The 25,330-nt window shown below is 37.8% G+C and carries 16 protein-coding genes, 2 tRNA genes and 2 rRNA genes; 17 read left to right on the forward strand and 3 right to left on the reverse strand.

The features are described 5' to 3' along the window. Positions 1–91: 91 nt before the first annotated feature. A complete protein-coding gene (gene pepT / locus K7G93_RS01530) occupies positions 92–1,330 on the forward strand; it encodes a peptidase T (protein ID WP_223668056.1) in 1,239 nt (412 codons plus the stop codon). A gap of 75 nt (positions 1,331–1,405) precedes the next feature. Here pepT and K7G93_RS01535 read toward each other — a convergent pair whose 3' ends face one another. Beyond that, on the reverse strand, positions 1,406–4,063 hold the full coding sequence (locus K7G93_RS01535; protein WP_228400408.1) for a PqiB family protein: 2,658 nt from the start codon (positions 4,061–4,063) through the stop codon (positions 1,406–1,408). Beyond that, a complete protein-coding gene (locus tag K7G93_RS01540; protein ID WP_049216315.1) occupies positions 4,050–5,297 on the reverse strand; it encodes a paraquat-inducible protein A in 1,248 nt (415 codons plus the stop codon). Before K7G93_RS01540 ends, K7G93_RS01535 begins: the two co-directional genes overlap by 14 nt. A 216-nt stretch (positions 5,298–5,513) precedes the next feature. Between K7G93_RS01540 and proQ the strand changes: the two genes are divergently transcribed. The 5 genes from proQ (at position 5,514) to K7G93_RS01565 (ending at position 11,277) form a co-directional block, all read left to right on the forward strand. Then, positions 5,514–6,137 (forward strand): RNA chaperone ProQ, encoded by a 624-nt coding sequence (proQ, locus tag K7G93_RS01545; protein WP_226690314.1) that lies wholly within the window; start codon positions 5,514–5,516, stop codon positions 6,135–6,137. A 96-nt stretch (positions 6,138–6,233) separates the two neighbouring features. Further along, positions 6,234–8,285, forward strand: a complete 2,052-nt coding sequence (gene prc / locus K7G93_RS01550) for a carboxy terminal-processing peptidase (protein ID WP_115322467.1) — start codon at positions 6,234–6,236, stop codon at positions 8,283–8,285. A 67-nt stretch (positions 8,286–8,352) separates the two neighbouring features. Next, positions 8,353–9,861, forward strand: coding sequence for a L,D-transpeptidase family protein (locus K7G93_RS01555; protein WP_226690315.1), 1,509 nt, complete (start codon positions 8,353–8,355; stop codon positions 9,859–9,861). Positions 9,862–10,004: 143 nt separating this feature from the next. Then, positions 10,005–10,565 (forward strand): peptidoglycan L,D-endopeptidase MepK, encoded by a 561-nt coding sequence (gene mepK / locus K7G93_RS01560; protein ID WP_160531473.1) that lies wholly within the window; start codon positions 10,005–10,007, stop codon positions 10,563–10,565. 82 nt (positions 10,566–10,647) lie between these two features. Beyond that, positions 10,648–11,277 carry an MBL fold metallo-hydrolase gene (locus K7G93_RS01565; RefSeq protein ID WP_226690316.1) on the forward strand — a complete coding sequence of 210 codons (630 nt, stop codon included), beginning with the start codon at positions 10,648–10,650 and terminating at the stop codon, positions 11,275–11,277. Between the two features lie 273 nt (positions 11,278–11,550). On the opposite strand, the gene gap is transcribed toward K7G93_RS01565, so the two are convergent. After that, on the reverse strand, positions 11,551–12,555 hold the full coding sequence (gap, locus tag K7G93_RS01570; protein ID WP_049216309.1) for a type I glyceraldehyde-3-phosphate dehydrogenase: 1,005 nt from the start codon (positions 12,553–12,555) through the stop codon (positions 11,551–11,553). A gap of 245 nt (positions 12,556–12,800) precedes the next feature. Here gap and msrB point away from each other — a divergent pair, with 245 nt between their 5' ends. From msrB to K7G93_RS01625, 11 genes are all read left to right on the forward strand, one after another. Then, on the forward strand, positions 12,801–13,193 hold the full coding sequence (gene msrB / locus K7G93_RS01575; protein ID WP_115322472.1) for a peptide-methionine (R)-S-oxide reductase MsrB: 393 nt from the start codon (positions 12,801–12,803) through the stop codon (positions 13,191–13,193). Positions 13,194–13,295: 102 nt separating this feature from the next. Further along, positions 13,296–13,922 carry a guanylate kinase gene (gene gmk, locus K7G93_RS01580; RefSeq protein ID WP_115322473.1) on the forward strand — a complete coding sequence of 209 codons (627 nt, stop codon included), beginning with the start codon at positions 13,296–13,298 and terminating at the stop codon, positions 13,920–13,922. Positions 13,923–13,986: 64 nt separating this feature from the next. Further along, the gene (gene rpoZ / locus K7G93_RS01585; protein ID WP_049216306.1) at positions 13,987–14,256 is read left to right on the forward strand and encodes a DNA-directed RNA polymerase subunit omega; all 270 of its coding nucleotides are present in this window, start codon (positions 13,987–13,989) and stop codon (positions 14,254–14,256) included. Positions 14,257–14,310: 54 nt separating this feature from the next. Beyond that, the gene (gene spoT, locus K7G93_RS01590) at positions 14,311–16,434 is read left to right on the forward strand and encodes a bifunctional GTP diphosphokinase/guanosine-3',5'-bis pyrophosphate 3'-pyrophosphohydrolase (RefSeq protein WP_226690319.1); all 2,124 of its coding nucleotides are present in this window, start codon (positions 14,311–14,313) and stop codon (positions 16,432–16,434) included. After that, positions 16,431–18,512 carry an ATP-dependent DNA helicase RecG gene (gene recG, locus K7G93_RS01595; protein WP_226690320.1) on the forward strand — a complete coding sequence of 694 codons (2,082 nt, stop codon included), beginning with the start codon at positions 16,431–16,433 and terminating at the stop codon, positions 18,510–18,512. The genes spoT and recG overlap by 4 nt, the downstream gene beginning before the upstream one ends. Beyond that, complete coding sequence (locus K7G93_RS01600; RefSeq protein ID WP_049216303.1) at positions 18,505–19,032, forward strand: chorismate lyase; 528 nt, start codon at positions 18,505–18,507, stop codon at positions 19,030–19,032. Before recG ends, K7G93_RS01600 begins: the two co-directional genes overlap by 8 nt. After that, the gene (gene murI, locus K7G93_RS01605) at positions 19,025–19,834 is read left to right on the forward strand and encodes a glutamate racemase (protein ID WP_049216302.1); all 810 of its coding nucleotides are present in this window, start codon (positions 19,025–19,027) and stop codon (positions 19,832–19,834) included. The genes K7G93_RS01600 and murI overlap by 8 nt, the downstream gene beginning before the upstream one ends. A gap of 362 nt (positions 19,835–20,196) precedes the next feature. Continuing rightward, positions 20,197–21,738 (forward strand): 16S ribosomal RNA (locus K7G93_RS01610). 81 nt (positions 21,739–21,819) lie between these two features. Beyond that, a tRNA-Ile gene (locus K7G93_RS01615) sits at positions 21,820–21,896 on the forward strand. 56 nt (positions 21,897–21,952) lie between these two features. Next, positions 21,953–22,028 (forward strand) — tRNA-Ala (locus K7G93_RS01620). A gap of 386 nt (positions 22,029–22,414) precedes the next feature. Beyond that, positions 22,415–25,311, forward strand: a 23S ribosomal RNA gene (locus tag K7G93_RS01625). Together the 16S and 23S rRNA genes with 2 tRNA genes alongside form the textbook arrangement of a ribosomal RNA operon. Positions 25,312–25,330: the final 19 nt, after the last annotated feature.

Raw genomic sequence — 25,330 nt, forward strand, 5'->3', positions numbered from 1 at the left:
CGAAAATTAACAGAGAAAGTTGTGATATATCAATGAATAGACCGTTATTTGCCATTAAACTTTAATTATTATTTTGTCGCGAGTAAATTCTATGTTAAATGAAGATCAAGAATATCGATTATTAGAGCGTTTTTTACATTACACTACTTATGATACTCAATCTAAACTTGGTGCTAAAGTGTCCCCGAGCTCACAAGGGCAAGTAAAATTAGCAAAGCATCTACAACAAGAGCTAGTTGCTCTAGGATTAGAAGAAATTGAAGTATCAAAAAACGCAGTTGTTACGGCTTTTCTTCCCTCTAATACTGATCCCAGCTCCCCAACGATTGGACTAATTGCCCATTTAGATACAGCAACTGAATGTAGTAGTAAAAATGTACAGGCTGAAGTGATTGAAAATTATCGTGGGGGTGATATTGCATTAGGAATGGGGGAAGAATTTATTAGTCCCGCACATTACCATTTTTTACACCAACTGGTAGGGAAAACCTTGATTGTTGCTGATGGAAATACGTTATTAGGAGCAGATAATAAAGCTGGAATTGCAGAAATTATGACCGCACTTTCAATATTGAAAGAAAACAATTTACCTCATTGTAATATTCGAGTGGCATTTACCCCAGATGAAGAGATTGGACTGGGAATGCAATTTTTTCCATTAGAAAACTTTTCTTGTGATTGGGCATATACTATTGATGGTGGGGAAGTTGGCGAATTAGAATATGAAAATTTCAATGCAGCTAGTGCAATTGTAACTATTGAAGGAGTCAATATTCATACAGGATCTGCAAAAGATAAAATGATTAATGCATTAAGCTTAGCTTGTGAGTTCCAACAGGGGTTGCCTGCGGATGAAACACCAGAGAAAACGGAAGGTAAACAAGGGTTCTATCATCTTAGCCGCTTTAGTGGTGATATAGAAAGAGTTGAGCTGCATTATTTGATTCGTGATTTTGAGCAAGAAAAATTTTTACAGCGTAAGGCTTTTATTCGGCAGCTTGTAAATGAGTTTAATATGAAAAAATCATTGAAAAAGCCAGTATGCGTGGAAATTACAGATAGTTATAAGAATATGAATGAGATTGTTAAAACTGTGCCAAAATCTGTAGAACTTGCGGATAAAGCAATGCAGATATGTGGTATTCAACCAATTCATAAAGCTATCCGAGGCGGTACAGATGGAGCATGGTTAGCAGAAAAAGGATTAGCGTGTCCAAATATCTTTACTGGTGGCTATAATTTCCATAGTAAACATGAGCTTATTACTTTGGAAGGGATGAAAAGTGCTGTGAAAGTGATAACAACTATTGCTGCATTAGCACTACAATAATGAAAATTGTCATCTATGTTTGGAATATGATAGACCGCATAGAAAGTGCGGTCTATTTTTTGAAATTTTTACATTTTATTTAGCTAAAGCTCCTGAGTTCCATTGTTGCGCATTAGCTGGGCGTTTTATTTGTAGTAAAAAATGTTGATTGGCTTTTGCAGCTGGTTCAATTATAGTTGTTGGTGGCGTAGAGAAAGCAATTCCGCCCTTCAATAATTGTTGTACAGAGCCAGTATTTACTTCTGCTCCATTTAGCCCAAAGCTGAAATCATAGCCTGCTGCAATCCAGAATTCTGAATTTTGACGTACTAAATGTTTATATTTTTGTGAAATTAAAATATGAACAAAAACACGATCACCTAATTCATTCAACTTAATTTGATTTATCGTACCTACTTCTACACCTCTGTATAATATAGGCGAGCCTGTCGTGATATTCAGAGCATCATGTGTTTCTAATATGAGCGGGAGGCCCTGAGCATATTGATTATTTTTACGCGGTGCAGATTGAGTTAGTTGGAATTGTGTTTTTGCTTTTCCAGATCCGATTTCAACGTCAATATAAGGTTGTAATAAGCTCTCAATATTTTCAATGCCAGCAGCTGAGATTTGTGGTGAGATCAGTGTAAATCGACTACCTTCTTTCGCAATTAATGTTATATATTGTGGATTGATCAAGGCTTTTGCGATGACTTTATTGCTTTTGACATCGAGATTCACTTGTTCAACTTCTCCAATTGTTAAACCACGGTAGCGTAAGTTCATTCCTTTCGTTAAATTGGTCGCATCCTCTGTAATAAAAGTAAGTTGCTGTCCTGCTGATTTTGCGCGTAATTCGTTTGCATAAAGTGTATTAGCTGAAGCCCGACCAATAAGATTCTCAAAGCTTATTGCTCCTTTTAGAGAGCGAGCTATTGGCGTTGCATGTATGCTAATTCCTTTTGCTGTAATATCAATTTGTGCAGCACTTTCTACCCAGAAAACACTTTTATCGGTTAATAACTCTCGGTGTTTTGGATAAATAAAAATATCAACTTCAAATGTTTTAGCTTTTGGACGTACCTCTAGAATTTTCCCAACTTCATATTGGCGGTACAGAACTAAAGAACCTTGGCTAATATTCGGTAATTCTGTGCTAGTTAATGTGATCGTTGGTATTAATTGACCTCCTATAATACCCGATTCGGCATGGGAGATATCTTTATATAGAGGATAGACTGTGAGTGGTTTCCCCTGATTTTGTTTACCACTTAAGACTCGAATGCCTCCTTGTAACCATTTTTCAGGTGAGGCAGCCTCAAATCGAAACCCATTTACATCTAAGTTAATGTCCAGATTAGAGGCAGCAATAAAACGGGTATCTTGGTGAATTAAATGACGATACTTCTCTGCGATAGCGATTTTAAAGGTTACACCTTCAATATCAAGAGTCTGAGCGATGATTTCACCAATAGTAATATTGTTATAGTAGATAGGTTGACCTTCACTGACACCATAAGTTTCTGGAGCGGTTAAGGATAAGACCAAAGTATTTGGTTGTTGTAATAATAGCTCATTTTCCTTAATAACTGTGAATGTTGTTTGGGGTTCCCCCAGACCTGCAACGACTTCAAAATATTCTCCGCGCAGTAAATTTTGAATATTAGTAAGATCTCCTAAATTCAATTTTTTATTGCGTAAAACGATATTAGTTTTATTTGTAAAAAGATCGACTGAGAGAGGATCAACAAGTAACTTTCCTGTTAAGGACTCTGGATTATTGTCTACTTCGTTAAGCTCGGATAAAATACCTATTTGTTTGTTTTGATAATATACGCTAGTTTGTCCTGCTTGGAGTCCAGATGTTTTAGGTAATTTAATGTCGATTGGGATCCCTCGTTTAGCCGCATTGAAATTTGCATAAAGTGTAAACTTATCGTTATTTTGTGCAAGTTCACTCTGACTTGGTGAGTCGAACGCGACAGCACCTTGCACAATCGCATTTAAGCTATCCACATTAATATTGATGCCAGATAAACCAATTTGTGCATCAATACCACTGATATTCCAGAAATGACTGTCTTTTTTGACAAAATGTGCGTAGGCTTTATCAATAACTAAATTGATTGAGACCTTTTTACCATCTTCAATAAAACGATAATCGTAGATTTTACCAACGGGGAGTTTTTTAAAATAGACAGAAGCACCGATTGAGATTGAACCAAGATCATCAGCCAATAAATGGACAAGTAGATCTCCATCATCAACTTGTGCGATAGGACCTTCCGTTTCCGCTATGAATTCATCTTCATTATCCCCATCACCTGGCTGTAAAGTGATATAGTTACCTGAAACTAAGGCATCAATACCTGAGATGCCAGCAAGTGAAGCGCTTGGCTTAACTAACCAAAACTTTGTATTCTCACGTAAAACAGTTTTTGCTTCTGGATATATATTCGCTAGTACTTCAACTTGTTTCAGATCATTAGTAAAACTGACTTTTTTAACTACACCAATTTGTAAACCTTGGTAACGTACTTGCGTTTTGCCTGCAACTAATCCTTCACCATTAGCAAAAGTAATTTTAATTGTATACCCCTGTTCTTGAATAATTTGGAAAAAGAGGACTGCACCAATACAGAGGGCAATAAAAGGTAAGAGCCAGAACGGTGAGATTCGTCTGACTTGTTTTACATTTGCTTTTGCTTCTGTGTAAAGTTGTTCAACGGTGTCATTTTGATTATTGTTTGTCATAAATTTTCCAAATTAAGCGACTATCAAATTGTGAAGTAGATATCATAGTCAAAAATACTGCGATACCAAAGTAGAAAGCTGCAGGACCTACGGAAAAGTCAATTATTTGTCCTCGTGCAACTAAGGACATCATTAGTGCTAATACAAAGAGATCAAGCATAGACCAACGACCTACAAAATGTACAAAATGTAATAAGCGCATTTGCCATTTTATAGCGTGTTTTAGTTTAAAGTGTACGCAAATCAGTAAATACAGCATGATAATAATTTTACTAATTGGAACGAAAATACTCGCAACAAAAACGACAAATGCAATGAAATAGCTTCCCATATCGATAAAGCTCAATACACCAGACATTAATGTATCTTCGCTTGGTGCACCGTTTAAATAAACCACTGACATAGGTAAAATATTCGCTGGAATAATCATAATAATTCCTGCAATTAAAGTTGCCCAAGTGCGCTGTAATTTTATATCAGGCGATAAATGAAGAAGAGAATCGCAACGAGGACAAGTTGCTCGCTGTTTATGATCATAAGTTGCTTGAGTAAAGCTATATTGACATTCGGTACAAAAGTGCGGTTGATTATCCGTTGGTATTTCAGTTAATGCATGGCTATTCGGATAAAACTCATTCCAAAGTGCCTTAGGATTGAGTTTTATAAAGAGTAATGTCGTCAATAAAGCGGTAAATACAAATGCTATGAGGTAAATGTCAATTTGTAAAGTAGCGTATTCACGCACTTTAAACATTGTCACAGCAAGCGCAACGAGGTAGACATCAAACATCACCCAAGGCTTAATATAAGTCAGCGAAATTAATAAGTTACGAGGTTTGATTCCAAGTAACTGAGATATGCGTAATAAAATTACTAATAAGGCAAAAGAAATAGGCATAAAAACAGCACAAATGAAAACGAGAAATGCTGTATAAGGGTAGCCTTGGGTTGCCATTTTCCATATTCCCCCCCAAACAGAAGCATCAATTTTTGAGCCTAATAAATCAATACTAAGCAAAGGGTAATTAAGTGCAAAAGGCATTAAAATTAAAATAGATAACGCTAACATAGCACAGCGATGTAAGCTCCAACGATCTGTAGAGCTCAGTGCATTGTGACAACGTGGGCATTCTGCATATTGTTGCTCTTTTAATGGAGGAAAGGAAATCACCGCATCACAATCCGAGCAACAAGCTAATTGGTTTGTAGATTTGTTAGGTGCGGTATTTATCATGTGAGTTAACTTGTTGGCGTTGAGATAAGGAATGGATATTCTATACTGTCTAAAAAAATTTGAAAATAGTTGTATAACTAATGAAAAAGTCCCATTTATTTTTGTTGAGAAACGTAAATTAACGTATTTATATGATTATATAATTGTCATTTTTTCTTAAAGTGAGCTAAACTATGCCGAGTTTTTCTAGTAGAAATATAGAGTCAGGAAGAGAGAATGAGCGAACTCCAAAAATTAACAAATAATAAAGACATTATTGCTTATTTAGTGGAAAAATTTCCACTTTGTTTTTCCTTGGAAGGTGAAGCCAAGCCTTTAAAAATTGGTTTATTCCAAGATTTAGCAGAAGCGTTAAAAGACGATGAACGTGTGAGTAAAACACAGTTACGTCAAGCACTGCGTGCGTATACATCAAACTGGCGTTATTTGCATGGTTGCAAATTAGGTGCTGAACGTATTGATCTAGAGGGTAATGCTTGCGGTGTATTGGAGCAAGAACATGTAGAGCATGCTGCAACACAGCTTGCGCAAGCAAAAGCAAAAGTCGCCGAAAAGCGAGCTGCTGAGAAAGTGGCTAAGCCTGAGAAAAAACGTTTAACTCAACGTACAACAGAAGGTAAAACGGTAAAAACAGAAAGAAAACCAAAACCAGTACGTAAGTCAAGAATAAAATTAAATACAATTGATTTCTCAACTTTACAAAAAGATGATGTTGTTAAGGTCAAAGTCGGTGGAAATCCTAAAAATGCAATTGTATTAGAAGTGGTGAAAGAGTCTGCTCGAGTACAATTAGATAATGGTTTGGTCATTAGTGTTTCAGCTGAGCATCTATTTGCATAAATTTTATTAAAAATGAAAATGCCATCATGCTCGATGGCATTTGTGTATTTTATATTAATTAACCTGTAAGCATGTTTTCTTTTTTAGGAATAATAAATGATATTACGTAGCGCTAAAAGTTACTTAACAATATTTTTGTTAAGCACTTTTTTTATGAACTTCACCATCGTACAAGCAGTAGCTCCAAAAATTAAACAAGACGATATTGTGATTCCACAACCTACAGAAGAAAATCAATTAGCCACTAAACGAGCTACAACACGTTTAACGCAAAGTCATTACCGTAAATTTACACTGGATGATGCTTTTTCACAGAAGGTATTTGAACGTTATTTAAAATCATTAGATTTTAGTCGGAACATTTTTTTACAATCTGATGTGGACGAAATGAGAGCAAAATTTGCAACTCAATTTGATGAGTCATTAAATGAAGGGAATCTTTCAATTGCATTTGAAATGTATGATTTAATGATGAAGAAACGTTATGAACGTTATAAATATGCTCTTTCTTTATTAGATAAAGAGCCAAATTTATCAGAAGATGATCACATTGAAATTGATCGTGAGAAAGCAGATTGGGCTAAGGATGTAGCAGAGCTTGATAAACTCTGGCAACAGCGTGTCAAAAATGATGTTATCAATCAAAAACTAAAAGGGAAAAAGTGGTTAGATATCAGAAAAACCCTTGTTAAACGCTATGATTTGGCGATTCGTCGTTTAACGCAAACCAAAGCAGATGACATTCTTCAAGTGTATTTGAACTCTTTTGCTCGCGAAATTGATCCGCACACAAGTTATTTAGCACCACGTACAGCTAAAAGTTTTAATGAAAGTATGAATCTTTCTTTAGAGGGGATTGGTGCAACGTTACAGCAAACAGAAGATGAAGGCACGACTATTAAATCTTTAGTACCTGGTGCGCCAGCAGAGCGTAGTAAAAAATTGAAAGCAGGTGATCGCATTATCGGTGTTGGTCAGGCAACAGGAGAAATCGAAGATGTTGTTGGTTGGCGTTTAGAAGATATTGTTGACAAAATTAAAGGTAAAAAAGGTACGAAAGTACGTTTAGAAATTGAACCTGAAAAAGGTGGTAAATCGAAAGTAATTACGTTAACACGCGATAAGGTTAGAATTGAAGATCAAGCAGCCAAATTAACTGTAAGTAAAGTTGATGGACAAATTGTAGCCTCTATTAAGATTCCTAGCTTTTATATCGGTTTGACACAAGATGTACGTAAGTTACTGTCAGAAATGAAAATTAAGAAGGCAAAAGCGTTAATTATTGATTTACGTGATAACGGTGGTGGTGCATTGACTGAAGCTGTTGCATTAAGTGGACTCTTTATTAGTGATGGACCAATTGTGCAGGTTCGAGATGCGTTCCAACGTATTCGTATCCATGAGGATCCAGATAGTGAACAAGTTTATTCAGGACCATTATTTGTCATGATTAACCGCTTTAGTGCATCTGCATCAGAAATTTTTGCTGCGGCAATGCAAGACTATAATCGAGGTATTGTGATTGGGCAAAATACTTTTGGTAAAGGAACTGTACAGCAAAGTCGCTCATTAAATTTTGCTTTTGACGCAAATCAAGAACCTTTAGGATTGATTCAATATACTATCCAGAAATTCTACCGAATTGATGGTGGGAGTACTCAGCTGAAAGGAGTTGCTGCTGATATTGATTTTCCAGCAGCAATTGATGCTAAAGAGTATGGAGAGGAAAAAGAAGATAATGCACTGCCATGGGATAAAATTCCCGCTGCAAATTATGTAGAAGTTGCTCAAGCAAGAGAAGCAGTCTCAACTTTGAATAAGAATCATCTTGAGCGTATTGCTAAGGATCCAGAGTTTATTGCATTGAATGAAGAGCTTAAAATTCGAGATGAGCGTAGTGAACGTAAATATTTATCTTTGAACTATCAAGTACGTAAGGTTGAGAATGATAAAGATGATGCTAGACGTTTAAAAGATTTAAATGCTCGTTTTAAACGAGAGGGTAAAAAACCACTAAAAGATTTAGATAGTCTACCAAAAGATTATGAGGCACCTGATTTTTATCTCAAGGAAGCAGAAAAAATAGCAGCAGATTTATTGAAGTTAGAAATAGAAAAAGCTAGGGTAGCTCAAGTAAAATTAAATTAGGTTTATTTTGACCGTACTTTATAGCTAAAAGTGCGGTCAGATTCTAATGATTTTAAGGAACTATAATATGTTAAATATCAAATTATTCAAATCTGCACAATTAGCATTTTTGTTTTCCTCGTTATATGCGATGAATGTACATGCTAATCCAGAACATCAAGATTCGCTTAATACAGGTACTGAAGTTACTCAAGAAGTTGATCTTTTAACTAAACAGCAACTTGAGTTAGAGGCAAAAGCAATTGAAGATCAACTTGCAGCTGAAAAACAGCTTGAAGAAGAACGTATTGCAGCTGAGAAACAAGCATTAGCAGAAGAACAATTGAATGCAAAGTTAGGTGAAATAAAATTACAGTTTAAATCGGCAGTCGCTAAGATTTATGCTAGTAATAACTTTCAGCCGATTTGGCAAGATAGCTCCGCTGAAAAACAGTTTTTACGTGAATATGCAATGTTAGTTATCAGTGGTGTTTCAAAGAACTCGGCTGAAATTTTAGCAAAAATAGATACTATACCAGAAGGCAATTTTGAGCGTGATGTATTACTTACAGATACATTCTTGGATTACATGTATTATAGCTATAATATTATTAAATCTGCACAAAAATGGCTTTATTCAGCAAATAATTATAAATCTAGTTTGCCGACAGAGGAACAAATTTCAACTTGGCTGATGGCTGCTCAAGAAGGAAATATGTTGGCATTTTTAAAAACGCTAACAACCGAGAACAATTTATATAAACAGACATTCGCTGCATTACCGGAGTTAGTGAATCCATCAAATATGGATAAAGAAGCATTAAAAAAACTATATAAATTAGCAATTAATGTGCAGCGTTTGCGGGTTATTCCAGCATTTGAGGATGGATTATTTGTTAATATTCCTAGTTATGAATTAGATTATTATCGTGACGGAAAATTAGTTTTAAGTTCCAAAGTGATTGTAGGCAAAAAAGCACGTAAAACTCCTGTTTTGTATAGTAAATTAAGTAATGTTGTCGTGAATCCACCTTGGAATACACCAACACGTTTAATTAATGAAGACATTATCCCAAAAGTACGAAAAGATCCGAGTTATATTTATCGTAATGGTTATACGATTATTGATAGTAAAGGAAAAACTATCGATCCTTATACAATTGATTGGGAAAATATGACTGCGAAAAAGTTCCCATATCGTTTACGTCAAGCACCTGGAGATAGTGCATTAGGCAATTTTAAATTTAATATGCCAAGTTCTGATGCAATTTTTTTACATGATACGCCAACAAGAAATTTATTTGCTAAGAAAGATCGTGCATTAAGCTCAGGTTGTGTCCGTGTTGAGAAAGCAGATGAATTAGCAACTATTTTATTGAAAGAAGCTGGTTGGTCTGAGGAAAGAAAACGAAATACATTACAAAGTCGTAAAACAACTTCAGCGAATGTGGCATCAAATAATCCAGTATTTTTATATTATGTAACAAGTTGGGTCGATGGTGAGAAGACTTATACTTTACCTGATATTTATGGTTATGATGTTACACCAGACTTAAGTTATATAGATTGGAATATGATCAAAAAATACATTAATTAATGTCATTTTTATTAAAAATTAAGCTAAATTTCCCTTCCATTTTGAAGGGAAATCAGTAAAATTGTTATGTTTTCTTAAGTTGAGAACTAATCTTAATTACGTTGGTCAAAATAAACATCAAATAACATAGAGATATTAACAGAATGAATACTATTAACCATAGTCGTCGAAAATGGTTATCCTTAGGTGGAATTGTATTAGGTGCTAGTTTGTTACCTAATAGCCTGTTAGCTGCTGTTTCAACCCCAAAACCACGTATTTTACGTTTTAGAAATATTAATACAGGGGATAAATTCAGTTCTGAATTTTTACCGAGTAAAGGATTCTCATCGGTGGCATTAAAAAAATTGGACTATTTAATGCGAGATAAGCGTAATAATCATATGCATCGGATGGATCCAAAGTTATTTTTAAAATTTTATCGCCTACAATCGAGTCTAGGGTTACGTAATAGTGAAATTCAAATTATTTGTGGTTATCGTTCCCCTGCAAGTAATGCCGCAATGCGTCGTAAAAGTCGTGGTGTAGCGAGCAATAGTTATCATACACGTGGGCAAGCTATTGATTTTCGTATTGATGGTGTACCACTAGTAAAACTTCGGCAGGCAGCAGAAAAATTGAATAATGGTGGAGTAGGTTATTATCCTCGTAGCAATTTTATTCACATTGATACTGGTCCAGTAAGAACTTGGCGTGGAGCTTAGACGGGATTGAAGTAGAGGAGTTTTTTAATGAACCGCACTTTCAAAGTGCGGTTTTCTTATTATTTATAGATAGAGAGATGAGATGAATATTGAAATTATTCCCGTAACTGCTTTTCAGCAAAATTGTTCTTTAATTTGGGATGAAGACAAGAATGCAGCTATTATTGATCCTGGTGGTGAGGCAGATAAATTAATTAAACGTATTATAGAGCTTGAACTAAATTTAAAAGTGATTTTATTAACCCATGGTCATCTTGATCATGTTGGTGCTGCTCCCAAAATTAAACAACATTTCCAAGTAGAAATTATTGGACCTCATTCATTAGATGATTATTGGTTTGCTCAATTACCTCAACAGTCACAAAAATTTGGTTTATTTGAAATAGCAGCTTTTACACCAGATCGATGGTTAGATAAAGAAGGTGAAATAGTTGAAATTGGAGAAATGAAATTTGAAGTATTACATTTACCAGGACATACTCCAGGACATATTGGTTTTATAGAACATCAAAAACGTATTGCTTTTACAGGAGATGTTTTATTTAAGCAAAGTATTGGACGAACAGATTTTCCAGGAGGCGATCATCAAACTTTATTAACAGTGATTCGTGAAAAACTCTATCCATTAGGTGATGATATGATCATTTTAGCTGGGCATGGCCCTTATACAACTGTTGGTCAAGAAAAGTTAAATAATCCTTTTTTGCGTTAAATTAAATTTGATAATAGTATTTTTAAATTGGAATTTCTAATAAATAACTGTCGGAGAAGTATGAGAATGAATTTGATAATTTATTTAAAATAATCTAGCTATGATTTTCATATAGAAACATTTAGATAATCCGATTATTTGAGTAGAGTTTAATTTAATAAGTTCAGAAAATATAAAACCATTTTATGGTTGAGTGGATGTTGGTTGTAATTATATATTATAGGTATAAAACTAGCCTCTTGCAAAGCAAGAGGCTAGTTCAACATAGAGTAATTAACCTTTGTAGTTATAAACGTGAGCTACTAAGTCTAATACTTTGTTTGAGTAGCCAGTTTCGTTGTCATACCAAGAAACTAATTTCACGAAAGTATCTGTTAATGCAATACCAGCTGCTGCATCAAATACAGATGTTAATGTACAACCGTTGAAATCAGTAGAAACAACAGCATCTTCAGTGTAACCTAAAACACCTTTCATTTCATTTTCAGACGCACGCTTGATTTCTGCACAGATTTCAGCATAAGTTGCTGGTTTTTCTAAGTTAACAGTTAAGTCAACAACAGAAACGTTTGGCGTTGGAACACGGAATGCCATACCTGTTAATTTACCGTTTAGTGCAGGGATAACTTTACCTACTGCTTTAGCTGCACCAGTTGATGATGGAATAATATTTTGTGCTGCGCCACGACCACCACGCCAGTCTTTTGCAGATGGACCATCGACAGTTTTTTGTGTCGCAGTTGTTGCGTGAACAGTAGTCATTAAACCATCTTTGATACCGAATTTATCGTTGATAACTTTAGCAAGTGGAGCTAAACAGTTAGTTGTACAAGACGCGTTAGAAACGATATCTTGACCAGCATAAGTATCAAAGTTAACGCCACTTACAAACATTGGTGTAGCATCTTTAGATGGGCCAGTTAAAACAACTTTTTTAGCGCCAGCAGTAATATGTTTACGTGCAGTTGCATCATCTAAGAATAAACCCGTTGCTTCAACTGCGATATCAACGCCAATTGCACCCCAATTTAAGTTTGCTGGATCACGCTCAGCAGTGACACGGATTGTTTTACCGTTAACGACTAAATTACCATCTTTAACTTCAACAGTACCATCAAAACGACCGTGTGTTGAATCGTATTTCAACATATAAGCCATATACTCAACATCGATTAAGTCGTTGATACCTACAACTTCGATGTCATCACGATGTTGTGCAGCACGGAATACGATACGACCGATACGGCCAAAGCCATTGATACCAATTTTAATTGCCATAAGATTTTCACCTATATTTAAAGTTAAACAAAACTGTTACATAGAACAAAATGAAGTGATTCCCTTTTGTTTTTGTCGCGAGAGATTATAACATGGTTTCTTTTTAGTTGTGAAACTACACGACATTGAAAACAATAACAGATAAACTTTTTGTGATCTATGTCAAAATAATAAAAACTGTAACTTGTGAAAAATTACTCGATTTTTTAAAACGAATTATAAGATAATTTTTATTAGGAAAGAAAATGAAAAAAAGAGAAGAAATGACAGATATTCAAGTACATGTCTGCTTGAATCAAGGAACTGAACATCCTTTTACTGGTAAGTTATTAAATCAACAGAAAAAAGGCTTATATCGTTGTGTGGTTTGTCATTCTGCGTTATTCATTTCAGATACGAAATTTGATGCAGGTTGTGGTTGGCCAAGCTTTTTTGAGGCAATATCACCAGAAGCAATTCGTTATTTAGATGATTATAAATTATCTCGTCCTCGTGTTGAAATTCGCTGTGGAAAATGTGATTCACATTTAGGTCATGTATTTGAAGATGGACCAGATCCAACAGGGTTACGTTATTGTGTGAATTCTGTTTCTATGGCCTTTGAAGATTTATCAACAGGCGAAATTATAGAGGGTTAAATTTTTATAAAAAGTAGCCTTACTTTACTATTTTTTTAGCTGATTTTACATGAATTTCTCGGCATAATAGATAACAGTATTTTATTCATAAAGGGATGAGTTATGACACAAGGTAATTTATATATTATTTCAGCGCCCAGCGGAGCAGGAAAATCCTCATTGATTTCGGCTTTATTGCAGCAACAGCAGAATAATGAAATGATGGTATCGATTTCTCATACAACTAGACCACCTCGTCCAGGTGAGAGTCATGGAGTACATTATTATTTTGTGTCAATAGAAGAATTTGAATCATTAATCAAACAAGATTTATTTCTCGAATATGCGAAAGTATTTGGTGGTAATTACTATGGAACATCTTTACCTGCTATTGAGGAAAATTTGGCACAAGGTATTGATGTTTTTCTAGATATTGACTGGCAAGGTGCGCAGCAAATTCGCAAGAAAGTATCTAATGTGAAAAGTATCTTTATACTACCCCCTTCCTTAACAGAATTAGAACAACGATTGATCGGTCGTGGTCAAGATAGTCAAGAAGTCATCTTAACTCGAATGTCAAAGGCAATTGAAGAAATTTCTCACTATAATGAATATGATTATGTGATTGTTAATGATGTGTTTGAGCAAGCGTTAGCTGATTTGCAGGCAATTTTGCGATCTGAGCGTTTAACACTATCTCATCAAAAAAAACAAAATCAACAATTAATAGAACAACTACTGGCAAAATAAGCATTGCTTTAGTATCATATTAACCCTTTTTTAATTTTTTTGAATAATAGAGATGGAGTAAAATATGGCTCGTGTCACAGTGCAAGATGCGGTAGAAAAAATTGGTAACCGTTTTGATTTAATTTTAACCGCAGCACGTCGTGCAAGACAATTACAGTTACATTTACGTGAACCTTTAGTACCCGAAGATAATGATAAACCAACTGTGATTGCATTACGTGAGATTGAAAAAGGTTTAATCAATAATGAAATCATGAATGCACAAGAACGTTATGATGCATTAGAGAGAGAGAATACAGAATTACACGCAGTATCTTTATTATCTAATCAATAAAAGTGCGGTCATTTTTATAAAGTTTTCATCAACTAACTTGAAGTCAGGTGTCCCTTGTATCTTTTTGAAAGTTTAAATCGCATTATTGAAGCGTATTTACCCCCAGAACAGATCGAATTAGTTAAGCGTGCTTATGTCATTGCGCGTGATGCGCATGAGGGACAGTCTCGCTCAAGTGGTGAACCTTATATTACTCATCCTGTAGCCGTAGCATCTATTATTGCGGAAATGCGTTTAGATCATGAAGCAGTTATGGCAGCATTATTGCATGATGTAATAGAAGATACTCCATACACAGAAGAGCAATTAAAGGCAGAGTTTGGTGCGAGCGTCGCAGAAATTGTTGAAGGGGTTTCAAAACTCGATAAGTTAAAATTTCGTACACGTAAAGAAGCTGCTGCTGAAAATTTCCGTAAAATGATTCTTGCTATGACACGTGATATTCGTGTTGTATTAATTAAATTAGCTGATCGCACGCATAATATGCGTACACTGGGTTCATTACGACCAGATAAGCGTCGGCGCATTGCTAAAGAAACCCTTGAAATTTATAGCCCATTAGCTCATCGCTTAGGCATTGAGCATATCAAAAACGAACTTGAGGATCTTGGTTTTGAAGCAATGCACCCTCAGCGCTATGCAGTATTGCAAAAAGTCATTCAAGTCGCACGTGGTAATCGTAAAGATATGATTCAACGTATTACCAATGAAATTAAAGGACGCTTAGAGGATGTTGGTATTGAGGCTCGTGTTTTCGGACGTGAAAAACACTTATATGCGATTTACCAAAAGATGAAACTTAAAGATCAGCAGTTTCATTCCATTATGGATATTTATGCATTTCGTACTGTTGTAAAGGATGTTGATACTTGTTATCGTGTGTTAGGACAAATGCATAGTTTATATAAACCTCGTCCAAGTAGAGTGAAAGATTATATCGCTGTACCTAAAGCTAATGGCTACCAATCTTTGCATACTTCAATGATTGGGCCACATGGTGTACCTGTTGAAGTTCAGATTCGTACAGAAGAAATGGATCAGATGGCAGAAATGGGGGTAGCCGCACATTGGGCCTATAAAGAAGGTGGAAAAAATGATAGCACGACGGTGCAAATTCGTGCGCAACGTTGGCTGCAAAGTCTGATTGAATTACAACAAAGTGTCGGTAATTCTTTCGAATTTATTGAAAGCGTGAAGTCAGAGTTTTTCCCAAAAGAAATTTATGTGTTTACACCAAAAGGGCGGATTGTCGAGTTACCCGTTGGTGCAACTCCAGTTGATTTTGCTTATGCTGTACATACTGACATTGGTCATAGCTGTATTGCTGCAAATGTTGATCGTAAATCCTACCCTCTATCACAAGCGCTTAGCTCAGGACAAACTGTTGATATCATTACACTCCCTAATTCTCAGCCAAGTGCAGGATGGCTAAATTTTGTTGTCACAGCCAAAGCAAGAACTAATATTCGCCATTTTCTCAAACAATTACGAGGTGGAGAAGCGATTAATTTAGGTAAACGTCAGCTCACTCGTGCTCTAGCACCAACTAAATTAGAGGAGTTAGATAAAGCCAGAGTACAAAGTTTATTGAACGAACTGAAGTTAGAAAATTTTGATGATTTACTGATGGAAATTGGTCTGGGTAATCAAATGAGTGCTGTTATTGCTTATCGTTTACTTGGAGAAGCTATTGAAATTGATACTGATGGTGATATCACGCATAGTAAAGATCATTTTGAAATTAAAAGTGCTGGTGGACTGCTAACAACATTCGCACAATGTTGCCATCCAATTCCAGGTGATCCAATAGTTGCTTATACCAGTTCTGGTAAAGGTCTAGTAATTCATCATGAATCCTGTGCGAACTTAAAACATCGCAAAGAAAGTCCTGAGCATTATATGTCTGTTGAATGGGAGAAAAGTGACAATGCGATTGACTTTGAAGCTGAATTACGTATTGAATTGATTAACCAACAAGGTGTTTTACCTAATTTAACTAACACGATTTCTTCTCTAGATAGTAATATTCAAAGTATTTGGACAGAAGAACAAGAAGGTCGTCTTTATCAAATCGTTGTACTATTAACAGTGAAAGATACAAAACACTTGGCTAATATTATTCGTAAGATCAAAGCAATACCTGGTTTTGTTAATATTGAACGCAATATCAATAAATGACAACTCAACTCCTTGATGCAGTACCATTGACCGTACTTTCTGGTGTAGGTACTGCAATTTCTGAAAAATTGAGTAGGATTGGCATCAACAATCTTCAAGATCTACTTTTTCATTTGCCTATTCGTTATGAAGATCGTACAAAAATCACTCCGATTATTGATCTTCAGGTAGATAGCTATGCAACTATAGAAGGACTTGTTCAAACTTGCCAAGTACAATTCGGCAAACGTCCTATCCTTACTGTTTCACTGTCAGATGGCTCATCTAAACTCATGTTGCGTTTTTTTAATTTTAATGCAGGTATGAAAAATAGTTTTCAGCAAGGTGTCCGAATTAAGGCTTTTGGTGAGGTAAGACGTGGGCGTTTTATGTCAGAAATGTATCACCCAGAGTATCAGATTATTCGTGATAATGCGCCACTGGTTTTAGAAGAAAATCTTACACCAATTTATTCTACAACAGAGGGATTAAAACAAAATTCATTAAGAAAATTAATAGATCAGGCGTTAGCTTTACTTGATAAAATTCAAGTACTAGAAATTTTACCTAGTGAATTTAATCCACATCCCTTTAGTTTAAAAGAAGCGATTTATTTTTTACATCGGCCTCCACCAGATATTTCAATTGAAGTTTTAGAAAAAGGGACTCATCCTGCTCAGCAGCGTCTGATTTTTGAGGAATTGTTAGCTTATAATTTAGCGATGCAGAAAGTGCGGTTAGGAACACAACGATTTTCAGCTTATTCGTTGTACTATCAGACAGATTTAAAACTGCGTTTTTTAGCACAATTACCTTTTCGTCCAACTAACGCACAGATGCGAGTTACACAAGATATTGAACAAGATTTAGCACATATTTATCCTATGATGCGCTTAGTGCAGGGGGATGTTGGTTCTGGTAAAACTTTAGTTGCAGCTATAGCGGCATTACTTGCTATTGATAATGGCAAACAGGTTGCATTGATGGCACCTACTGAAATTTTAGCAGAACAACATGTGACTAATTTCAAATGTTGGTTTGAGCCACTTGGTATAAAAGTCGGATGGTTAACTGGCAAAGTAAAAGGAAAAGCGCGTAAAGTTGAATTAGAAAATATTCAAACTAATCAGGTTCAAATGGTAGTGGGAACGCATGCTCTTTTCCAAGAAGAGGTAGAATTTGCAGATTTAGCATTAGTTATAGTAGATGAACAACATCGTTTCGGTGTTCATCAACGTTTAATGCTGCGTGAGAAGGGAAAAAAAGCACATGTTTATCCTCACCAATTAATTATGACTGCAACACCAATTCCCAGAACATTAGCGATGACAGTTTATGCAGATTTAGATACTTCAATTATTGATGAGCTTCCTCCAGGACGTACGCCTATCACAACAGTAGCAATTTCTGAGGAGCGTCGTGATGAAGTGATTGCACGAGTAAATCATGCTTGTATTAATGAAAAGCGCCAAGCGTACTGGGTTTGTACTTTAATTGATGAGTCTGAGATACTTGAAGCACAGGCAGCAGAAGCTATTGCAGAAGATTTACGAAAAATCTTACCGCACTTACGTATAGGATTAGTGCATGGGAGAATGAAACCAACTGAAAAACAAGAAATAATGGCTGCATTTAAACATGCAGAGATCGACTTATTAGTTGCTACAACTGTTATTGAAGTCGGTGTAGATGTACCTAATGCGAGTTTAATGATTATTGAAAATGCAGAGCGTTTAGGACTATCTCAGTTACATCAATTGAGAGGTCGAGTTGGGCGAGGGAATACAGCTTCTTTTTGCGTATTAATGTATAAACCACCATTAGGCAAAATTTCACAAAAACGTTTACAGGTATTACGTGATACTCAAGATGGTTTTATTATTTCTGAAAAAGATTTGGAGATTCGAGGTCCGGGAGAGGTACTTGGTACAAAACAAACTGGAATTACAGAATTTAAAGTAGCGAATTTGATTCGGGATCGTAAAATGATACCAATAGTACAACATTGTGCAAACCGTTTGATTGCTGAACGACCTGATGTAGCTGATAGTTTAATTAAACGTTGGCTTAAGAATAAAGAGATTTACTCAAATGCATAAGTATTCTAAGTGTTTGCAAGAGGCAAATTGGTTATTTTTTGATAAATCTCATACTCTACAGCCTCCCCTAAATATTCAGAAATGGCTTCTTTTATCTTCTTCTCTCACTGAACAGTTACGATTACATTTTGGCTCAGTAAAAGTGAATGTTTTATCTGAGTATTGGTTAAATAATGTAGCTGAAAGTGAAAGACATTTATTTACAGAATATAAAAGATTTTGGTGTAGAGAAGTATTATTATATATACAAAATAAACCTCTCATTTTTGCGAGGACTCTCATGCCTGAGCATTTTTTATTACAACATTTAGAATTACAGCAATTAGGTAATAGAGCGCTTGGAGAATGGTTATTTAACCAACGCAATCGTCAGCGGAAAACATCGCAGTGGGCAAAAATAGAGGAGTTACAATATGAGACTTATGCAAGACGTACATTAATTGAAGTGAATACTTCTCCAATTATGGTGGCAGAATTGTTCCTTGAACCGCAAATTTTTACTGAGGAAGTACATGGATAAACAAACTCAACCAACAATTCTTTTTTTTGATTCTGGTGTTGGTGGATTTAGTGTTTATAAAGAAACAAAGCAACTTTTACCTAATTGTCACTATCTTTACTGTTTTGACAATGAATATTTTCCTTATTCTGAAAAGACTGAGGAAGAAATTATTCAGAGAACATTATCGATCTGTCATAAAATTAATCAAGATTTTCCACTCGATATTATTGTTATCGCATGTAATACTGCTAGTACAGTTGTTTTACCCGTGTTACGTGAATATTTTTCTATTCCCATTGTTGGAACAGTACCAGCAATTAAACCCGCAGCTGAAATTTCTGAAACAAAACATATTGGTTTACTTGCGACAAAAGGTACTGTAAAAAGGGCTTACGTATCTGATTTAATTAAGAATTATGCTAGCTATTGTATAGTTGAAAAGATTGGCAGTACTAAATTAGTTGAAATTGCAGAGCAAAAATTACATGGAAAAAGTACTGATTTGATTACTTTGAAGCAAGAGCTTTTTGCTTGGCAGTCAATTATGGATTTAGATACGATTGTTCTAGGGTGTACACATTTTCCGTTAATCAAAGAGGAAATTGCCCAGTGTTTACCACAAGTTAAGTATTTTATGGACTCAGGTAAAGCAATAGCACTACGAGTAAAGAACTTATTATCTAATGCAAAAGTGCAGTCAAAAATTTCAGAAAAAAATCTTATTTTTTGTACTCAAAAATTTAACTATGATAGTCAATTTGAAAATACAATTAATCTTTGGGGCTTTGAAGAATTAAATATATTAACTGTAAATGAATAAAAAGAATATTATTGATTATTTTAAATGGGTAGTTGAAAAAACAACCGTTTAATAAAAAAATCAAAAAAAAAGCATAAAAAGGGGTTGCGCGATATTTATTTTTGCCTATAATACGCGGCACACAACGACGCGACGTTGTATGGGATAAGAGATTACAGGTTGCGTCGTTGTTTTGTTCTTTAACAATTTATCAGACAATCTGTGTGGGCACTTGTTGATTGATTTCATTTTGAAAAAATTTTAATTATTGAAGTCTTGATAGGTGCTTATAACTGAAAATTCATACTGATTTAATATTAAGAGTTTAATATTAAATAGAAGTGTAAACTTTAGCTAAGCAGTTTATTGAGCGATTGAACTTTGAATTGAAGAGTTTGATCATGGCTCAGATTGAACGCTGGCGGCAGGCTTAACACATGCAAGTCGAACGGTAGCAGGAAGAAAGCTTGCTTTTTTTGCTGACGAGTGGCGGACGGGTGAGTAATGCTTGGGAATCTGGCTTATGGAGGGGGATAACTGTGGGAAACTGCAGCTAATACCGCGTATAATCGAGAGATGAAAGGGTGGGACCGTAAGGCCACTTGCCATAAGATGAGCCCAAGTGGGATTAGGTAGTTGGTGGGGTAAAGGCCTACCAAGCCTGCGATCTCTAGCTGGTCTGAGAGGATGGCCAGCCACACTGGGACTGAGACACGGCCCAGACTCCTACGGGAGGCAGCAGTGGGGAATATTGCGCAATGGGGGGAACCCTGACGCAGCCATGCCGCGTGAATGAAGAAGGCCTTCGGGTTGTAAAGTTCTTTCGGTGATGAGGAAGGGGTATTATTGAATAGATAATATCATTGACGTTAATTACAGAAGAAGCACCGGCTAACTCCGTGCCAGCAGCCGCGGTAATACGGAGGGTGCGAGCGTTAATCGGAATAACTGGGCGTAAAGGGCACGCAGGCGGACTTTTAAGTGAGATGTGAAATCCCCGAGCTTAACTTGGGAACTGCATTTCAGACTGGGAGTCTAGAGTACTTTAGGGAGGGGTAGAATTCCACGTGTAGCGGTGAAATGCGTAGAGATGTGGAGGAATACCGAAGGCGAAGGCAGCCCCTTGGGAATGTACTGACGCTCATGTGCGAAAGCGTGGGGAGCAAACAGGATTAGATACCCTGGTAGTCCACGCTGTAAACGCTGTCGATTTGGGGATTGGACTTTATGTTTGGTGCCCGAAGCTAACGTGATAAATCGACCGCCTGGGGAGTACGGCCGCAAGGTTAAAACTCAAATGAATTGACGGGGGCCCGCACAAGCGGTGGAGCATGTGGTTTAATTCGATGCAACGCGAAGAACCTTACCTACTCTTGACATCCTAAGAAGAGCTCAGAGATGAGCTTGTGCCTTCGGGAACTTAGAGACAGGTGCTGCATGGCTGTCGTCAGCTCGTGTTGTGAAATGTTGGGTTAAGTCCCGCAACGAGCGCAACCCTTATCCTTTGTTGCCAGCGATTTGGTCGGGAACTCAAAGGAGACTGCCAGTGACAAACTGGAGGAAGGTGGGGATGACGTCAAGTCATCATGGCCCTTACGAGTAGGGCTACACACGTGCTACAATGGTGCATACAGAGGGCGGCGAGACGGCGACGTTGAGCGAATCTCAGAAAGTGCATCTAAGTCCGGATTGGAGTCTGCAACTCGACTCCATGAAGTCGGAATCGCTAGTAATCGCAAATCAGAATGTTGCGGTGAATACGTTCCCGGGCCTTGTACACACCGCCCGTCACACCATGGGAGTGGGTTGTACCAGAAGTGGATAGCTTAACGGAAACGAGGGCGTTCACCACGGTATGATTCATGACTGGGGTGAAGTCGTAACAAGGTAACCGTAGGGGAACCTGCGGTTGGATCACCTCCTTACCTAAAATGGGATGACAGCAAGTGTTCACACAGATTGTTTGATGGATTGTGTAAATTAGAGAAGCAACCTAAAATCCTGTTGGGTCTGTAGCTCAGGTGGTTAGAGCGCACCCCTGATAAGGGTGAGGTCGGTGGTTCAAGTCCACTCAGACCCACCACTCAATGATGAGTGATAAGCAAATGGGATTCTAGTTGATAGTATTATGATGTAAATGGGGATATAGCTCAGCTGGGAGAGCGCCTGCCTTGCACGCAGGAGGTCAGCGGTTCGATCCCGCTTATCTCCACCAAAAATCATCATTGCTAAATATTTTTTGGTTAAGTTTTATTAAGCTTTCAAATAATTGATAACTTAATTGTTTGATAAGTTGTTAGTTACTTAATCAATAAAAATATTTAGCAATGATGATAGTAAAACAACTGATATAAAGATGATGTAATGAGTTTTATATTAGGTTGTTTATTTTTGTCTATTAGTTCTTTAAAAAATTGGAAACAAGCTGAAAAACTGAAGAGACTTTCAAGTTTATTGCTTTGTATTTAGAAGTAAGTAATGTAAATATAAAGTGATGAATAACATGAAGTCTGAGTAGAAAAAATCTTGACTGAGAAAAGGCAGTCAAGTGTTTAGTAGTTAATAGCAACATTAAGTATAGAAAAGTACTTGAGGTTGTATAGTTAAGTGACTAAGCGTACACGGTGGATGCCTAGGCAATCAGAGGCGAAGAAGGACGTGCTAATCTGCGAAAAGCTTGGATGAGTTGATAAGAAGCGTTTAATCCAAGATGTCCGAATGGGGAAACCCAGTAGATGAAGAATCTACTATCATTATCTGAATAAATAGGATAATGAGGCGAACCGGGAGAACTGAAACATCTAAGTACCCCGAGGAAAAGAAATCAACCGAGATTCTGTAAGTAGCGGCGAGCGAAAGCGGAGGAGCCAGTAAGTGATAACAACAGAGACAGAGGAATTGGCTGGGAAGCCAAATCACAGAGGGTGATAATCCCGTACTCGAAGTCCAGGTTGTGGTACTAAGCTTACGATAAGTAAGGCGGGACACGAGAAATCCTGTTTGAAGATGGGGGGACCATCCTCCAAGGCTAAATACTCCTGATTGACCGATAGTGAACCAGTACTGTGAAGGAAAGGCGAAAAGAACCCCTGTGAGGGGAGTGAAATAGAACCTGAAACCGTGTACGTACAAGCAGTGGGAGCCTGAAAGGGTGACTGCGTACCTTTTGTATAATGGGTCAGCGACTTATATTTTGTAGCGAGGTTAACTGAATAAGGGAGCCGAAGGGAAACCGAGTCTTAACTGGGCGTTTTAGTTGCAAGGTATAGACCCGAAACCCGGTGATCTAGCCATGGGCAGGTTGAAGGTTGGGTAACACTAACTGGAGGACCGAACCGACTAATGTTGAAAAATTAGCGGATGACTTGTGGCTGGGGGTGAAAGGCCAATCAAACCGGGAGATAGCTGGTTCTCCCCGAAATCTATTTAGGTAGAGCCTTGAGCGGACACCTTCGGGGGTAGAGCACTGTTTCGGCTAGGGGTCCATCCCGGATTACCAACCCGATGCAAACTGCGAATACCGAAGAGTGATACTCAGGAGACACACGGCGGGTGCTAACGTTCGTCGTGGAGAGGGAAACAACCCAGACCGCCAGCTAAGGTCCCAAAGTCTATATTAAGTGGGAAACGAAGTGGGAAGGCTTAGACAGCTAGGATGTTGGCTTAGAAGCAGCCATCATTTAAAGAAAGCGTAATAGCTCACTAGTCGAGTCGGCCTGCGCGGAAGATGTAACGGGGCTAAATATAGCACCGAAGCTGCGGCATCAGAATTTATTCTGTTGGGTAGGGGAGCGTTGTGTAAGCGGATGAAGGTGAATCGAGAGGTTTGCTGGACGTATCACAAGTGCGAATGCTGACATAAGTAACGATAAAACGAGTGAAAAACTCGTTCGCCGGAAGACCAAGGGTTCCTGTCCAACGTTAATCGGGGCAGGGTGAGTCGGCCCCTAAGGCGAGGCTGAAAAGCGTAGTCGATGGGAAACGGGTTAATATTCCCGTACTTGGATAAACTGCGATGTGGGGACGGAGAAGGTTAGGTTATCGACCTGTTGGATGGTCGTTTAAGGTGGTAGGTGGAGAGATTAGGCAAATCCGGTCTCTTATACAACACTGAGAGCTGATGACGAGGTGCTACGGCACTGAAGTAACTGATACCACACTTCCAGGAAAAGCCACTAAGCTTCAGGTTTATCTAAACCGTACTGAAAACCGACACAGGTGGTCAGGTAGAGAATACTCAGGCGCTTGAGAGAACTCGGGTGAAGGAACTAGGCAAAATAGCACCGTAACTTCGGGAGAAGGTGCGCCGGCGTAGATTGTAAATCCTCGCGATTGAAGGTTGAACCGGTCGAAGATACCAGCTGGCTGCAACTGTTTATTAAAAACACAGCACTCTGCAAACACGAAAGTGGACGTATAGGGTGTGATGCCTGCCCGGTGCTGGAAGGTTAATTGATGGTGTTATCGAAAGAGAAGCTCCTGATCGAAGCCCCAGTAAACGGCGGCCGTAACTATAACGGTCCTAAGGTAGCGAAATTCCTTGTCGGGTAAGTTCCGACCTGCACGAATGGCATAATGATGGCCAGGCTGTCTCCACCCGAGACTCAGTGAAATTGAAATCGCCGTGAAGATGCGGTGTACCCGCGGCTAGACGGAAAGACCCCGTGAACCTTTACTATAGCTTGACACTGAACATTGAATTTTGATGTGTAGGATAGGTGGGAGCCTTTGAAGATGACACGCCAGTGTTGTTGGAGGCGTCCTTGAAATACCACCCTTTAACGTTTGATGTTCTAACGAAGTGCCTGAAACGGGTACTCGGACAGTGTCTGGTGGGTAGTTTGACTGGGGCGGTCTCCTCCCAAAGCGTAACGGAGGAGCACGAAGGTTTGCTAATGACGGTCGGACATCGTCAGGTTAGTGCAATGGTATAAGCAAGCTTAACTGCGAGACAGACAAGTCGAGCAGGTGCGAAAGCAGGTCATAGTGATCCGGTGGTTCTGAATGGAAGGGCCATCGCTCAACGGATAAAAGGTACTCCGGGGATAACAGGCTGATACCGCCCAAGAGTTCATATCGACGGCGGTGTTTGGCACCTCGATGTCGGCTCATCACATCCTGGGGCTGAAGTAGGTCCCAAGGGTATGGCTGTTCGCCATTTAAAGTGGTACGCGAGCTGGGTTTAGAACGTCGTGAGACAGTTCGGTCCCTATCTGCCGTGGGCGTTGGATGATTGAAAGGGGCTGCTCCTAGTACGAGAGGACCGGAGTGGACGCATCACTGGTGTTCCAGTTGTCTCGCCAGAGGCATTGCTGGGTAGCTAAATGCGGAAGAGATAAGTGCTGAAAGCATCTAAGCACGAAACTTGCCTTAAGATGAGTCATCCCTGACTTAGAGTCAGTAAGGGTTGTTGTAGACTACGACGTAGATAGGTCTGGTGTGTAAGCGTTGCGAGACGTTGAGCTAACAGATACTAATTGCCCGAGAGGCTTAACTATACAACGCTCAAGTATTTTT

Origin of the sequence: Pasteurella canis (genome assembly GCF_020810675.1) — a bacterium.
GTDB classification, from domain to species: Bacteria; Pseudomonadota; Gammaproteobacteria; order Enterobacterales; family Pasteurellaceae; genus Pasteurella; species Pasteurella canis.